Source organism: Bacteroides sp. AR20 (genome assembly GCF_964250605.1).
In the GTDB taxonomy this organism is placed as follows: domain Bacteria; phylum Bacteroidota; class Bacteroidia; order Bacteroidales; family Bacteroidaceae; genus Bacteroides; species Bacteroides uniformis.
Genome location: NZ_CAXUGK010000004.1, coordinates 205,048 through 221,313, shown reverse-complemented (window position 1 = coordinate 221,313; position 16,266 = coordinate 205,048). Strand labels below are relative to the sequence as shown.

The following is a 16,266-nucleotide window of genomic DNA, read 5'->3' as shown; positions in this document are numbered from 1 at the left end:
TTTTGGAATTAATCACCATAAGTCGGATTCTGCTGCATATTCGGATTGGAATTCATCTCCGCCTTAGGAATGGGCAATACTACACGATAATAGTTCCAATCAAAAGATACGCTCTCATCCACCATCTTCAGATGTGAAGTCTCGGCTATTTCCGGGAATTCCTTGGTCGACTCCTTGCGCACGATAGTCTGATGATTACGAAGGGCGTCGAAGAAACGGTGTCCTTCACCGAACAACTCTTTACGGCGTTCCAACAGAACATCATCCAACGTCACCGTCTTACCCTGCACGGTCTTTTCCGGATTGGCACGGCTGACAATAGCATCTAGATACTTTACAGCCTTGTCATTGTTATTGAGCTTTACAGCCGCTTCGGCAGCAATCAGATAAAGTTCGGACAGACGAAGTACTGGAATATTGGAATCTTCCACAGCCTTGCCGCTCTGCGGCTGATACTTGGCTATGTAAGCTCTCTTTGTCTTAGGAACAACCGTATATGCCTGATTTCTGACATCATCCGGATCTTCCTGCATCAGTTCATAGAAAGAACTGGTCAGGCAATAATCATCATAACCCGCCTGCCAGCAAAGGTAAGCCACACTTTCTTTGCCAACGCCGTCCACTGTCAGATTCACCAACTCAAACAAGACTTCTCCCGGATCGGAAGAGGCAAAATCAGTTCCCCATATCGTGCCATACTCATCATTGGTCCACAAACGGTACTTATTCTTTTCCGCTCCCGCAATGGCAGCTTCAGCCGTAATCAAGGCATTCTGATTATCTTCCATATACAAATAGGCTCTACTCAGCAACAGCATTGCCGCCCACTTATTAATCTTACCCTTGTTGAATTCTTCATCCAGCAGGTCAGCACCTTCCTTCAAATCCTTGATGATTGCCTCATAACACTGGGCGACGGTATTGCGCGACGGCTTGTTTTCCGTATTGGATACTTCGGTCACAATAGGCACTCCCAAAGAAGCTCCTCCATCCTTGGCATACGGATAGCCGAAGAAACGGGTCAGGTCGAACAAGGCAAATCCACGGAGAGCCAAGGTCTGGCCTTTCAGGTCGTTGAAGTATTCCGTATCATCCTCACTGACATCCAATCCGTCTATTTGAGACAAAATGATATTACAATTCTGGATAATCTTATAGGCATAAGACCAGTGGGAAGACGGACCGGAATCCTTTGTATAGTCCAGCATATAGTAGCTGGTGGTACGCTTTCCGGTCTTTATGGACTGCGTATCGTCACCCGTCACGTCTCCGTAATAAATCATACGGCCCGAGTAATAGTTGGTACTGCGCATCACGTCGTAGATACCGTTCAAGCTATATTCCACATCATCCAGATTCTGTATGGCGGTTTCAGTCGGAATCTTTGTACTGGATTCAACATCAAGCCAGTCATTGCCACAGGAGGCGGTCAGGCTGACCAACATCCCCATCATCATATATTTTAATGCTTTCATTGTGTTTCTTTATTATGAGGTTAGAAATTCAAATTAAGACCGAAAGTTACTGTTTTCAAAGGAGGTGTTCCCCAGCCGGCTGTACCTGCACTGACTGATTCCGGATCATAGAAATCGTAAGCCGCCCAAGTCCACAAGTTGTTGGCAGATGCGTAAAGGCGCAGGCTGTTTACGCCGATTTTCCGAGTCCATGTTTTAGGAACGGTCACACCGAAAGTCAACGTTTTCAGACGGATAAAGTCCGTGCTGTGCAAGCGGCGGGTAGTGGTAACGCCATTCATGGCTACCGCCGGCTTCTCTATAAACACTTCATATTTACTGATATCTCCCGGTTGCTTCCAATTGTCACGATAATAGGCCGGAATATTAAGAGTAAAGTCCTTGCCGCCATGTTCTGTTTTCTGTGCCCAGTTATCATATCCATAAGCACCGAACTGATAAGAGAACATGAAGCTCAAATCGAACCACTTGTAACGCAAAGTATTAGAGAGACCACCGGTCACATTGGGCTCGGCATGTTTCTTCAGAGGAATGGCTTTGGCATCCTTGTTATTCTCTGTGATTTCCTTAATATAGTTTCCATTCTCGTCCACGTCGTTGGTATAGAACTGAGGTGCACCGGTCTCGGGGTTGATTCCGGCAAATTCTATCATGTAGAATGTACGGTAGGACTTGCCAATCATGTGAATCTGCGAGCCGCTGATAATCTGGGTCTGTTCGCCGTCCAGTTTCACAATCTTATTCTTGTTGTGCGAAAGGGTGAAAGAGGTAGACCAGTCAAAGTCTTTGGACACAATGTTCTTGGAATTGATTTCCAATTCCACACCCTGGTTCTTCACCTCACCGATATTCATCAGATAGGAACTGAAACCGGTAGTCATAGATACGGGACAGTCCATCAAAAGGTTCTTAGTAGTACGGGTATAGTACTCCAAAGTGAAGTTCAAACGGTTGAAGAAGCCGAAATCCAGACCGATATTCAGGTTGTAATTCGTTTCCCATTCCAAATCCCTATTTTCAATCTGCGACTGAATCAATGCGGGATTCTCCATATAGCCGCCACTAAGGCTTGTCAGGCCCATATAGCCGTATAAGTCGGAGGGCAACGTACCATTCACACCGTAGGATGCACGGAGTTTCAAATCGGTCAGCCATTTGGACGTGGGTTTCATGAAATCCTCTTCGATAATACGCCATGCTCCTGAAACAGACCAGAAACTTCCCCAGCGATTATCTCTGTGCAAGCGTGAACTGCCATCCATACGATAGCTCCCACCCAGATAATACTTGTTCTTGTAGTCATAGTTGAGACGGGTGATGTAAGAAACCATTCTTGACCTCTTGGAAGAACCATCTATGCTCTCCAAAGTCTGCCCGTTGGCAATGTCATTCTTTATCGGAGTCAGGAAGTTAGTAGCATATCCCGACAAGAAATCATTGTACTTGGAATCGATTTCATATCCGACAAGGGCATCTAAATTGTGGTCCTTTTGGATAGTAGTCTTGTAAGTCAACTGGTTTGACCACACCAACTTGTTATATTCACTATATGCCTTTTCGGCTCCACCATTATTCTTCTCACCGTCGGAGGTACGGGAGTCTTTCCATTCCTTACCCTTACTGATGTTATAGTCATAGCTCAAAATAGACTTTAACTTCAAGTCCTTGATAAATTCATATTCGGCATTAATCGTATTGAACATACGGGTAACATACTCACGCTGGTAATTGTACTCCTGGGCAAGAACGGGATTTCTTCTTGACAACGAAATCAAGTCCTGGTTATAGCTTCCATCTTCATTGTAAACCGGATCTGAAGGCGTCAATTTGCTTACGCTGGAGTAGAAAGGAGCAGTATAACCGGTTCCTTCACTATATACATCCTGATTCAGATTGGTAAACATGATGTTGGCACCGAATTTCAATTTATCCGTAGCCTGAAAATCAACATTCAAACGTCCGGTAATTCTTTCCAGACCCGATGTTTTTACAATGCCCTCTTGGTTGAGATAGGACAATGAAGAATAGTATTTGAATTTGTCGGTTCCTCCGGATATGGAAGCCTCATAACTGGAATGGTTTCCTTTCTTGAACAGATAATCTCCCCAATCCGTATAGCCGCACCAGGGAACCGGAGCATATTTGTCGATATTCTTATCAGCATAAGCTATGGCATCCGCATCCGATTTGCCGCTGCGCTGTTGTCCAAGCACCATACCATTGTATATGTATTCGCGACGTTCTGCTCCGCTCAAAGTAGGACGATAATCCATAGCAAAGTCACTGAATCCCCAATCGGCTTTCAAACTGATAGAAGCCTTACCGGTTTTACCTTTCTTCGTCGTAATCAGAACCACACCATTCGCAGCGCGCGAACCGTAGAGTGATGCAGCAGCGGCATCCTTGATAATCGTAATATTCTCAATATCCGAAGTGTTGACGGTTGACATGGCATCCAGACCACCATCCGAACTGATGGAGTTTATCGAACCGGAAGTAACGGGCACTCCATCAATAACATACAGCGGAGAGTTGGAGGCATTGAAAGAGCCCATACCACGAATACTCAAAGAAGCTGAAGAACCCGGCTGGCCGGAAGCAGAAGTAAACTGTACACCCGTAGCATTTCCCTGCAACAAATCCTGGAAAGAAACGGAAGGCACATCGGCAATCTTTTCATTCTTCACACTGGCAGCCGAACCCGCATAAGCAGATTTCTTGAATGTACCGTAACCGGTTACAACCACCTCTTCCATCATATTTGCATCCGGCACCAATACAATCTTCAATATCTTACCCGAAGTAGCTTTCACTTCCTGACGAACATAGCCGACATAAGAGACAAGCAAGGTAGCCGATGCATGCTCCACCTTGATAGAGAAACCTCCATTCAAATCGGTAATCTGACCGTTTGTAGTACCTTTGACCAAAACATTGGCTCCAATGACGGGCTCACCGGTCTCATCCACCACTGTTCCGGAAATAACATTAGCTTGTTCTACTGCCTTCACAGCATTCACTTCATTGGCTGGACGGATAGCAATGGCCCCGTCTTTTACGACATAAGCCAATCCGCTATTCTTAAGACATTCATCCAGCACTGCTGCGATTTTTCCATTCGTGACCCTCAAATTACGTACCTTGACATTCTTTACGTCATTTGTACTATAAATGAAAGTAAAATCCGTCTGGCGTTGAATTTCCCATAACACGTCACTTAAAGTGGCGTCCTGCACATTTACAGTAACTGTTGTCTGGGCAAACGCCGTATTGGCAGCCTGCACAAAGCCAATCATAATAAAACTGAAAAACAGGAATGTAATCCACATACGTTTACTACCTTCCCAAAACCTGGTGTAGCTCTGTTCCTTAGTCATAATTAAATTATTAAATGGTTATTTATAGAATATAATAGTTTTACCGTTGATTTTGACATGTATGTTTTCCGTCGCTTCCAGTAGCTCAAGGAAAGGAGCTATTTCCTCATAACGGTTCACATAGCAACCGAAACGCAGGTTCTTTAACGCTTCGTCTGAATAGTCCACTTCAATATTATACCACCTTGAAAGGATTCTCATAATATCTTCCAGCCGTTGATCTTTAAAATTGATTTTTCCCTTCACCCATGATGTATAGAAGGCAGTATCTACTGTACGCACTTGTATATTCCCGCTCCCGGGAATTAATGATGCCTGCTGTGAAGGTTTTAAGACAAGACTCTGTCCCTCCCCGGTGTCCACCTTAACAGAACCACTGACAAGAGTCGCCTGATATTCTTCACCCGGATAGGCCGAAATATTGAAAGTTGTTCCCAACACCTCAATCTGCATACCTTGAGTCGATACAGTGAAGGGATGACCGGTCTTATTTACTTCAAAATAAGCTTCTCCCGCCAATTCCACTTCCCGCTTCCCAGCTTCGAAAGTAAGCGGAAAACGTAGACTGCTCATTGAATTCAGATGTACTTTTGTACCATCATTCAGAACAAGTGTATACTCACCGCCTTGAGGCACTTCAACTTTATTATATACCAAAGCTGACTGCACAACCTGCCCGTTTGCAGCGCTGTAGTTCAAGGTCGTTGAATCTATCTGTATTTGTTTACCAGCCAACTGCAACTGCCGCCCATCGGCATTCTCATCCAGATAAACCGTTTCCCCATTATCCAATGTAAGAATAGCTTTGGCTCCACCCGGCAGTATTTGCTGGGCAGCCAATAATTGATTGCCATCCATGACATGGGGTACAGAAATATCCTGAAGTGCAAAAACCAATATCAGCACTGGTGCAATAAAAAGAGCAACGTACCGTAACAGTTTCAAATGTCTCCTTCTGAGCTCCATCCTCTTGATACGTGTTTCGACACCTTTCCATCCAGCCTGCGAATCAAACTCCATTTTACGAATTTCGTGCTGTGCATAATGTTCATCACTACAAATCTTTTGGAAAAGCTGCTCATGGCTTTTGCTCTCTTTGCGCCATTTATCCAAAAAACGGCTTTCTTCCGGTGTTACTTCACCGGATAGGTGCCTGGAAATAAGATGAGCTATATGAAAGTACTCTTTTATCATAATTTGGCATGTTTTAGTCTATCTTTAATGATAATACAAGCCAAAATGAAAACATGGTGAATCGATAAAGACTTTTTTTTGAAAAAATAGAAAAAAATGTGCTTTTAGATAAATAACAGAAGGCAATAATAATAATCGGTAAGGAATGCACGAAGCTTTTTATAAGCCACTTTTTTAAGAGTATGTACCGTTTCGGGAGAGACATTGAGACGCTCTGCTATTTCTGTATTCTTTTTACCTTCCAGAGCCAACTGCATGATGGCTCTCATTTGGGTAGGAAGTTTCTCTATAGCTTCTGACAGAATCCGGAAAGTCTCTTCTTCCACAATCGCATCACGAAAAAAAGCATCTGCTTTTTTGGCTATAATCTTTTGCTCGTATTCATGAGCTACCTTCGAATGCTCAAGTTCGTTCAAGGCATGGTTACGTACGGCCGTATAAAGAAAAGCTTTCACCTGATGAAGATAAAAGAAATCGTCTCTTATCTGCCACAACTTGGCAAATACGTCTTGTACTATATCTGCTGACATATCCGCATCCTCCATGTATTGGAACGCGAAAGAACAAAGCGCCGCATAATATTCCTTAAAAATATTATGAAACTCTTGCTCATCCAGCTTAATGCTTACAACAGAGTGGGATTTATCCTTTTTTATCAGATTTAGCGCCATATTTATGCTTTTCGGGCGCTAATATAGTTAAATTTTCAGAATATAACCAATATAACTATCAATCCTCTAAATCTTTTCCCCATAAATCAATATCGGATAGAGCTTTCCATAAGCTCCATCCGACCAATAGTCCTATTGCCAATAAAAAAATCAAATATATCATTATAGTCCGGTTTGTTTCAATGTCTTATAATAACACAGTAAACTGGATTAAAGTTCACTCCACCCAAAATTGTTGTTTTTCCTATATATACTTTTCAATGCAGAGAGTGTATTATTTGGTTTTCGTGTACGAAAACGAGCAATTTTGTGCACGATAACGACCAATTTCGTCCAAAATTGTCCCATTTACTAAATAATTATGCTTTTCGAGTTTGATTAATTGAGAAAAGGTCTTATTTTTGACCCGGTTTTTAATTCATACTATTGCAAAAACAAACTCAATTACCTAATTAAATCACAAGAGAATGGAACAAGTTTTCGGCTATATCATCGGCTTAGGAGCAGCAGTGATGATGCCTATAATCTTTACAATTTTGGGAGTATGCATCGGCATCAAATTCAGTAAGGCGCTAAAGAGCGGTCTGCTGGTAGGTGTCGGTTTCGTAGGTCTGTCAGTTGTCACTGCGCTGTTGACCAGCAGCCTCGGTCCTGCTCTGAGCCAAGTCGTTGAAATTTACGGTCTTCAGTTGAAAGTATTCGATATGGGATGGCCTGCAGCTGCGGCTGTAGCCTATAACACATCGGTGGGTGCATTCATCATTCCGGTATGTTTGGGAGTAAATCTTCTGATGTTATTAACGAAAACGACCCGTACGGTCAATATCGACCTTTGGAACTACTGGCATTTCGCATTTATCGGCGCAGTCGTTTATTTTGCCAGCGACAATATCTGGTGGGGTTTCTTCGCCGCTATTATCTGCTACATCATTACCCTGATTATGGCCGACTATACCGCCGACAAATTCCAGGGATTCTACGACAAGATGGAGGGTATCTCCATTCCCCAGCCTTTCTGCGCAGGTTTCGTTCCATTTGCCGTAGTCATCAATAAAGCATTGGACAAAATCCCCGGTTTTGACAAATTGAACATTGATGCGGAAGGCATGAAGAAGAAATTCGGTTTGCTGGGTGAGCCTCTGTTCCTGGGTATTCTGGTCGGTTGCGGTATCGGTGCTTTGTCTTGCAAGAACGGTCAGGAACTGGTAGACAAGATACCTTATATATTAGGTTTGGGTATCAAGATGGGCGCCGTAATGGAGCTGATTCCGCGTATCACCGCTTTGTTCATCGAAGGCTTGAAGCCCATTTCCGATGCTACCCGCGAGCTGATTGCCAAAAAATTCAAAGGTGCTGTCGGCCTGAACATCGGTATGAGCCCCGCATTGGTTATCGGCCATCCTGCAACGCTGGTGGTTTCCCTGCTGCTGATTCCCGTAACCATACTGCTGGCTGTCATCCTGCCGGGTAACCAGTTCCTGCCTCTGGCGTCGCTGGCCGGAATGTTCTACCTCTTCCCGCTGGTACTGCCCATCACGAAAGGAAATGTAGTAAAGACGTTCATCATCGGACTCGTTGTACTGACCATCGGTCTTTATTTCGTAACAGACCTCGCCCCCTATTTCACACAAGCAGCCCACGATGTATACGAGAAGACACAAGATGCTGCCGTGAATATCCCCGCCGGCTTTGAAGGCGGTGCACTGGACTTTGCATCCAGCCCCTTTGCTTGGGTCATTTTCCACCTGACCTACTCGTTGAAATGGATAGGCTCCGGTATCCTTGTATTATGCACATTGTTCCTGATGATTATGAACCGTCGTGCTATTATCAAATACCAAAAATCAATCAAAAATTAAAAGTTAAAAATTAAATAGTAACAAATTATGAAAAAGTTAGTACTTGCATTTATGATGGGAGCAGCTGCCATGGCAGCCAATGCCCAAGTGAATTACAAAGTGCAGACCGCCTGCCATCCGCAGGACGTGAAGCATTATGACACGGAACTTCTACGCAGCAGATTCATGATGGACAAAGTCATGGCTCCAGATGAAATCAACGTAACCTACACCCTCTACGACCGATTGATTTACGGTGGCGCTATGCCGGTGAACAAGACATTGAAGTTGGAAGTGTTCCGTGAACTGGGTCCGGAAATCACTTACTTCCTCGAACGCCGCGAACTGGGTGTCATCAATACCGGTGGTGACGGAGTGGTTACTGTAGACGGTAAGGAATACCCCATGAAGTATAAGGAAGCACTTTACGTAGGCTGCGGAAATAAGGAAGTAACCTTCAAGAGCAACGACGCTACCAATCCCGCCAAGTTCTACATCAACTCGGCTCCGGCCTACAAGCCCTATGTTACTCAGCTGATTACTACCGATGCCAAGCTTCAGAAAGCCAACCCCAAGAAATATGCACTGGGCATCTCCGACCATTATGGAAAAATGGAAGACAGCAACGACCGTATCGTAAACCAGCTGATTGTGAAAGATGTACTGGAAAGAGTGAAAGACGGCGGTACCAACCAGTTGCAGATGGGACTCACGGAACTGGCTCCCGGCTCTGTATGGAATACCATGCCTGCCCACACGCACACTCGCCGCATGGAAGCTTACTACTACTTCAACCTGAAACCCGGCAACGCTATCTGTCACCTGATGGGCGAACCGCAGGAAGAACGTTTGATATGGCTGCACAACGAACAAGCCATCACTTCTCCCGAATGGTCCATCCACGCTGCTGCCGGAACCAGCAACTATACTTTCATCTGGGGTATGGGCGGTGAAAACCTGAAATACAGCGACAAAGACGAAATCAAATACATCGATATGAAATAAAGTTGCCCTGCAACGTCCGATAGGCATGGACTTAAATAATCCATGCCTATTTTTGTCATTTTCTACATCCTTTTTACTCAATATTACACCTCGAACAACACACAAACCCCTACATTTGCATCAAAATATAAATCTATTATCATGAGTACATTTCAAAACACCGCAGGGCGGATGACCAATTACCGTTGGATTATCTGCGCCATGCTATTCTTCGCGACAACCGTCAACTACCTCGACCGCCAGGTTCTTTCATTGACCTGGAAAGATTTCATCTCCCCCGAATTCCACTGGACCGATACACACTACGGCTACATCACAGCTATCTTTTCCATTGTCTATGCCTTAGGCAATCTGTTTGCCGGACGTTTCATCGACTGGATGGGAACGAAAAAAGGGTATTTATGGGCCATTGCCGTATGGTCTATCGGCGCTTGTATGCACGCCCTCTGCGGACTTGCCACAGAAATGACCCTCGGCATTGAAAATGCCGCCAACATGATTAGCGCTACCGGTGCATTGGCCTCTACCATAGCCATCACCAGCGTTTACTACTTCATTGCCGCCCGTATCATACTGGGCATCGGTGAAGCAGGAAACTTTCCTGCCGCCATCAAGGTGACTGCCGAATATTTTCCAAAGAAAGACCGTGCCTTCTCCACTTCCATATTCAATGCCGGCTCTACCATCGGAGCACTGATAGCCCCATTGTGTATCCCTACCCTGGCCCGCTACTTCCAACGCATGGGCGTGGGCAACGGCTGGGAAATGGCTTTTATCGTTATCGGCGGATTGGGTTTCATCTGGATGGGACTGTGGATATTCATGTACAAGAAACCTGATGAAAATCCACACGTAAACGCAGCTGAGCTGGCATATATAGAACAAGACAAAGACAATGAGGAGGATAAAAAGGCGACTACTCCGACAACCAAGGATGAAAAGAGCATTTCTTTCCTGCAATGTTTCAAATATCCGCAAACCTGGGCTGTATTTTTCGGCAAATTCATGACTGACGGTGTATGGTGGTTCTTCCTCTTCTGGGCACCCGCATACATTTCGGACGTTTACGGATTCTCCTCAGATACTCCCACGGCACAGATGCTTATCTTTGTGCTCTATGCCATCACGATGTTGTCCGTCTATGGCGGGAAATTGCCCACCATCATTATCAACAAAACCGGTAAGAACCCCTACGCCGCACGCATGCAGGCCATGTTCATCTTTGCACTGTTCCCGCTATTGGCATTGTTTGCACAGCCATTGGGCAACAAGGAAGTATTTGGCGAACAAGCCTATTGGTTCCCGATTATCATCATAGGTATTGCAGGCGCTGCCCATCAGTCCTGGTCGGCCAACATCTATTCTGTGGTAGGTGATATGTTTCCCAAGAGCACCATTGCCACCATTGTGGGAATCGGAGGTATGGCGGGCGGTATCAGCTCATTCCTTATCAACATGAGTTCCGGTTTGCTGTTCGACTATGCCGACAAGACACAAATGGTATTTCTTGGATTCCAGGGCAAGCCTGCCGGATATTTCATCATCTTCTGTGTATGTGCAGTGTCCTACCTGATAGGCTGGTGCATCATGAAGGCACTGGTTCCGAAGTACAAACCGATTATAGTGGACTAATCAGAAGTCTCTATATAGATATTCAGAATCATGCGGAGTTTGCAAACTGCATTACATGCCTTGCAAACTCCGCACAAAAAAAGCCTTTTCTCACGAAATGGCTTTTCTTCGTTCAATTACAGTCAAAAACAAAAAACTGTAAATGGAACACAATTTAAGATGAAAAAAAGGGAAGTCTCACGACTTCCACAATTCTTCTAACCTTAAATCTAAATCTCTATGAAAAAAACGTGATGCAAAGATAATGGTTTATCTCACACAGCGTTATTAATAAACTCTATAAAGAAGCAGAAAATATTTAAGATTTACTAAATAAGACGGTTACGAATGGCAAACTACAGACAAGAGCTCGGCATAAATAGGATTAAGTTTCAATAGTTGCGGCACTCCTGTCATAAACATCTGCTTGCGGGCACGAGTAAGGGCTACATTCAATTTCCGGTCAATCCGAGTACCGTTTTCCTCCGTCATATTTGCCAGAAACTTCAACTGATAAGCCCGGTTCACACAGAAAGAGTAGATAATGACATCCCGTTCGCTACCTTGGAAGCGTTCCACGGTGTCTACCAATATATCCTCCAAAGGAGCAATACCCAAAGCGGCAATCTCTTTCTTAATCAAGGCTATCTGACTGCGATAAGGAGTGATGACACCTAAAGTGACAGCCGGGTTGAAACCGGAAACAGCTGCATACTGCCGATAGATAGCCGCTGCCAACCGTGCCACAATCCGCGCCTCCGAATGGTTCATCTTGGCCGACTGTGCCGGCGGTTCGACTGCGGCAGGCAGAAAAGCGACACGACGAGTCAGCAAGCCGGCAAACTCACAATCACACAGCTCAGGAGCAAGAGTCAGCTCTCCCTGCTGGTGCGGCAGACCAACCGGTTCCAACAGACCACCGTAAAAAGCCCGGTTAGGAAACAAAGCTACCTCGATATTCATACGACCCTGACGGCAGAGCATGTCGTAGGAGGGATGAGGGATAAAAGATGAAGAATGAGAGGTTGATGCCTGGCGATTGGCACTTTCCTTGGAGAGATTCCTATAAAGGCGTTCGAAAAGGGAATCTTTCAAATTATACAATCCGATAGCCTGCAAAGCTTCGTCACACACTTCCGACTGCTCGGACGACTGCAAGACCACTGCGGGTAGCTGCTTATGGTCACCTATCAAAATAAATTTGCCGATGGCATCCGCGCCTGCGGGATTGCGGGTACAGAGTAACCCCAGCAGTTGTGGTTCCAAAATTTGGGTAGCCTCATCCACAATCGCTACATCAAAAGTCTTCAACCGGAAAAGTTCGGTCTTGGAAGAAAGCGTGGCAACCGTACCGACAAAAACACGGCAACGGGCAATGCGCTCCTGCACCTGCCGCCGAGTGGCACAAGGTTCCAACACATTCTCAATCAGATACGGGCGGAATGAGTCATCGCAAGACAACTCACTGCCTAAACGGATAAAGTCTATTTCAGGCTCAATGGAAGCCAGCGCCTTACTGATTTCATCTACAGCACGATTGGTATACGAAAGCAGTAGAATCTGTTTCCCCTCCCGGTAAAAGGCTTCTACCATGCCCCGCAGCGCGCGAGAGGTCTTGCCGGTACCCGGCGGACCGATTAAAAGGAAATAGTCGCGGGCAGCCTGCGCTTTTAGAATAATCCGCGAAAAATCATCCGGAGCGGTCGCAATACCAGTATCCAAAGAAGCATCGAACTCGGGAGGGCGCTGCCCCAACAACAAATCACGCCGTCTTTGAGTGGCAGAAAGGAAAGCGGAAAGTCCCAGATACATGCTACGAAAGGAGGTGTCCATATAGTCGTGCTCTATGGCATAAAGGCTAGCAGCAGGCAATACACCCGCATTCTGCTGAGTGGCACGAAGACGGATACAGACCTCGTTATCGGATATGCGCTCTATATTACCTTTAAACACCATCTTGTTGGTAACGTTGTCGGTATCCGTATTCCGTTCGTAAAGAACCACCGCATCACCCTGACGGAAATTGGGCAGAACCCGCTCCTGCCGGGAAGCAACCATTTGCTTCGTTCTGAGTGACAAATACGGTTTATGCGCATCTGCCGCATGATTCTCGCAAATAGCCAAATCGTACAGAATTTCACCTGCCTCACATTTCTCAGCCAGTGTGGAAAGCCAGAGGGCGGCAGCACCGGTACGTCCTTCATAATCCACATCTCCAGATTTGGAGGTATAGAGTTCCTTGGTTATAAAGTTATAGAGCGTATAAAAATAGCTTTGTTCCAACGACGAAAGCGAACGGATGCGTTGCGCTACGGCATCGATGGAGGGGCAAAGGAAGCGTTTCCACAAGGTATTGTCCAAACCGCGCTCATTCAAGGTATCCGGATGGATGTCTTTCAGGCGCTCTGCCGTATACTGTGGGCTATTCCGTAACTGGATGCCATATTCATTGGCTACAATCCGGTTACGCACATCCATCACACGGCGCACCATTGCCCACGAAGGACGCGCCGGATAAAGCAACGGATAACGGGTATAGAGCAGATAAGCCTTTACACGTCGATGGTCCATTCCCATAGAATACTCCAACACAGCCTGATAGAGCAACATCTGCACCTTATTGTTTTCTTTAGGCTCCACCTTACCACGGATGGAATACTCGTCCGCCTTACCGGACTTCATTTCAATGAACGAGGTCATATCCCGCTGCATGTAGTCCAGACGCCCTTGCAAACCCAATGCTTCACAGATGTAAGAGGGTTCCAGCACGGCATCAGTCCTATCGAGCTCATAGCCGGATGCACGGAATGTTTCTGTCACCGTCCGGTGGATATTGTCGAAATGGCGCTTGCAATCGGAAAAGAATTCGGCTTCCTTCTCCCGGTCGCGCAGGTCGGCACATGCTGCCAGCTCGATGGGATAAGAACGGAAGGCCTTCTTCATGCATGCCAAATAATCGGGTGCCTCCTTGGCATGAATCCATTCGTCCAGAAAGAGGTTGGCAATATTACCTAACAGTAACGGACGGGTATTGTCTGGCGACTGGAGCCGTGCCAGGATATAGTTGGCAGGATGATGCCCGTAATCCTTGAAGCATTCGGCAAGCGAACTGATGTCTATCAAGTAATCGGGCTCAAGTATAATAAAGGAAGGGGTGAGTATGCCGACTTCGTCCACCGTAACATCCAGCAGATTGACCTGGGCATGCCGCCACAGAATCCGGCAAGTTTCTGCAAACTCTTCATTAATCTGAGGTACATTATAACGGACACGCAACGGCTCATCGGCTACAGTGTCTACGGGCAGTACATATAAATAAGTATCATCGGCATACTGAAAACAGACGCGCGTGCGCTTTATCCGTTCTTTGGCGGGCGGTGCCACTATATAGGTGGCATCCGCACGGGGTAGCAGGCGATAAAGTTCGGCAGGTATCTCCTCCCCCGTCAAGCGCTTGACAAAGAATGCCAGTGTCTTGGCATCACGCAACAACTGTTCACGTTGCGGTTCCGCCTGGCGGTTCAGAATAGCATTGGAGGTCAGCCGGAAGGTATGCAGACGGTTCTGTTCCACGGTGGAAAGTCCAGCCTTCGAAGCCACGAAACTGATACGTGCAGAAAGGTCCGTCATCTGCAAGCTGCCGTCGGGCATCTGTGTACGGCACAAACGCTCCAGCAACTCGCGCAATTGCCGATAGGCCACGTCCAAGGAGATTTCCTCAACGTGGCAGGCTTCCAGCAATATACTAAAATATTCCTTTACTTCACAATCCATCATTCCTCTGTCTCCACTTCTTCCGCTTCATCATCAGTCTTTTTATCCTTTATCATCAGGATACTCAACTCATAGAGCAGATAAAGCGGCACCGCCACTACTATCAAGGTAAACGGGTCACCGGTCGGAGTAATGATGGCCGAGGCAATAACAATGATGACAACAGCATGACGGCGGTATTTCCGCAAAAAGGTCTTGTGCACCAGTCCCAGCAGGGAAAGCAGCCATGTCACCAGCGGCAGTTCGAATGCCAGTCCCATGCAAAGCACCAGCATCATGAAATTGTCGATGTACGAGTTCAGGGAAATTTGATTCTCGATGGCTGCGCTCAATTGATAAGTGGAAAGGAAACGCAATGTCAGCGGATAGACCATAAAATACCCCAGCAACACACCGATGAAGAACATCACCGTACCTATACCCAGCGCTTTCCTCACCCCTTTACGCTCGTTTGGATAGAGTGCAGGGCTTACAAAGCGCCAGATTTCATAGAAAATATAAGGAGCAGCCGTTACCACCGACATCCAGAAAGCGGTAGACATGTGGACAAAGAACGGTGCGGCAAGATTGATATTGACGAGCTTCACATGAAACTCCTGGGTAAAGAACTCATCCTGCAAGTCCAGTCTCTGCCCTATCCAGCGCAGCAAGTCATAGAAAATGAAGTCGTTATGGCAAGGAGCCAATATCACATTGTCAAACAGATAAGGCATGGCAATAAAATAACCGATAGCCAATACAAACCACACACCGAGTACACGAAACAACACTCGGCGCAACTCGTCCAAGTGGTCCCAAAAGGTTAGTTCTTTTTCTGACATAAAGGGATTTACTATTTGACAATTTACTATTTACTATTTGGGCTGCGCTGTGGGGATTTACTATTTGACAATTTACTATTTGGGCTGCGCTGTGGAAAAGGCAACAAGCCTACCCATACTCCTGAACTTCTCAGAGTATCAAATAGTAAATAGTAAATTGTCAAATAGTAAATACCCTTGTTCCTTTATTTCTTTTCAGCCGGTTTATCCAAATCTTCCTGAGCCTTGTTTATCTCTTCTTTGGCTTCATTCACGCCATCCTTGAAGCTCTTCACTCCTTTGCCCAAACCACGCATCAATTCGGGAATTTTCTTACCACCAAACAACAGTAAGATGACCAATGCAATAATTATCCATTCGGAACCGCTGGGCAGAAAGCCTAATAAAAGTAAGTTTGTCATAGTTATATCTGATTAATTATAGTGCAAAGATAGGAAAATTAAGGATTAGGGATTAAGGATTAAGGATTAATTTTATCGCAATCCCTAATCCCTAATCCC

General features: G+C 45.7%; 10 protein-coding genes. 3 read left to right on the top strand and 7 right to left on the bottom strand.

Translation table 11 applies throughout. The features are described from left to right. Window positions 1-8 precede the first annotated feature (8 nt). The 4 genes from ACESTD_RS04200 to ACESTD_RS04185 form a co-directional block, all read right to left on the bottom strand. A complete protein-coding gene (locus ACESTD_RS04200; RefSeq protein ID WP_005835238.1) occupies window positions 9-1,475 on the bottom strand; it encodes a RagB/SusD family nutrient uptake outer membrane protein in 1,467 nt (488 codons plus the stop codon). Between the two features lie 20 nt (window positions 1,476-1,495). Next, window positions 1,496-4,852 carry a TonB-dependent receptor gene (locus ACESTD_RS04195; protein ID WP_009037145.1) on the bottom strand — a complete coding sequence of 1,119 codons (3,357 nt, stop codon included), beginning with the start codon at window positions 4,850-4,852 and terminating at the stop codon, window positions 1,496-1,498. Window positions 4,853-4,870: 18 nt separating this feature from the next. After that, window positions 4,871-6,046 (bottom strand): FecR family protein, encoded by a 1,176-nt coding sequence (locus ACESTD_RS04190; RefSeq protein ID WP_061411376.1) that lies wholly within the window; start codon window positions 6,044-6,046, stop codon window positions 4,871-4,873. 104 nt (window positions 6,047-6,150) lie between these two features. Continuing rightward, complete coding sequence (locus ACESTD_RS04185; protein WP_061411374.1) at window positions 6,151-6,717, bottom strand: RNA polymerase sigma-70 factor; 567 nt, start codon at window positions 6,715-6,717, stop codon at window positions 6,151-6,153. A 467-nt stretch (window positions 6,718-7,184) separates the two neighbouring features. Here ACESTD_RS04185 and ACESTD_RS04180 point away from each other — a divergent pair, with 467 nt between their 5' ends. From ACESTD_RS04180 to ACESTD_RS04170, 3 genes are all read left to right on the top strand, one after another. Then, window positions 7,185-8,576: a PTS galactitol transporter subunit IIC gene (locus ACESTD_RS04180; RefSeq protein WP_005823931.1), complete on the top strand. Its 1,392-nt coding sequence runs from the start codon at window positions 7,185-7,187 to the stop codon at window positions 8,574-8,576. Window positions 8,577-8,603: 27 nt separating this feature from the next. Then, entirely contained in the window at window positions 8,604-9,560 is a 957-nt protein-coding gene (gene kduI, locus ACESTD_RS04175) for a 5-dehydro-4-deoxy-D-glucuronate isomerase (protein WP_005823932.1), read from the top strand. A gap of 141 nt (window positions 9,561-9,701) precedes the next feature. Further along, window positions 9,702-11,192 (top strand): MFS transporter, encoded by a 1,491-nt coding sequence (locus ACESTD_RS04170; RefSeq protein ID WP_034523103.1) that lies wholly within the window; start codon window positions 9,702-9,704, stop codon window positions 11,190-11,192. 321 nt (window positions 11,193-11,513) lie between these two features. On the opposite strand, the gene ACESTD_RS04165 is transcribed toward ACESTD_RS04170, so the two are convergent. From ACESTD_RS04165 to ACESTD_RS04155, 3 genes are all read right to left on the bottom strand, one after another. After that, window positions 11,514-14,945 (bottom strand): DEAD/DEAH box helicase, encoded by a 3,432-nt coding sequence (locus ACESTD_RS04165; protein WP_373158692.1) that lies wholly within the window; start codon window positions 14,943-14,945, stop codon window positions 11,514-11,516. After that, a complete protein-coding gene (gene tatC / locus ACESTD_RS04160) occupies window positions 14,945-15,766 on the bottom strand; it encodes a twin-arginine translocase subunit TatC (RefSeq protein ID WP_373158669.1) in 822 nt (273 codons plus the stop codon). The genes ACESTD_RS04165 and tatC overlap by 1 nt, the downstream gene beginning before the upstream one ends. A 185-nt stretch (window positions 15,767-15,951) precedes the next feature. After that, window positions 15,952-16,167, bottom strand: a complete 216-nt coding sequence (locus tag ACESTD_RS04155; protein ID WP_005823939.1) for a twin-arginine translocase TatA/TatE family subunit — start codon at window positions 16,165-16,167, stop codon at window positions 15,952-15,954. Between the last annotated feature and the right edge of the window lie 99 nt (window positions 16,168-16,266).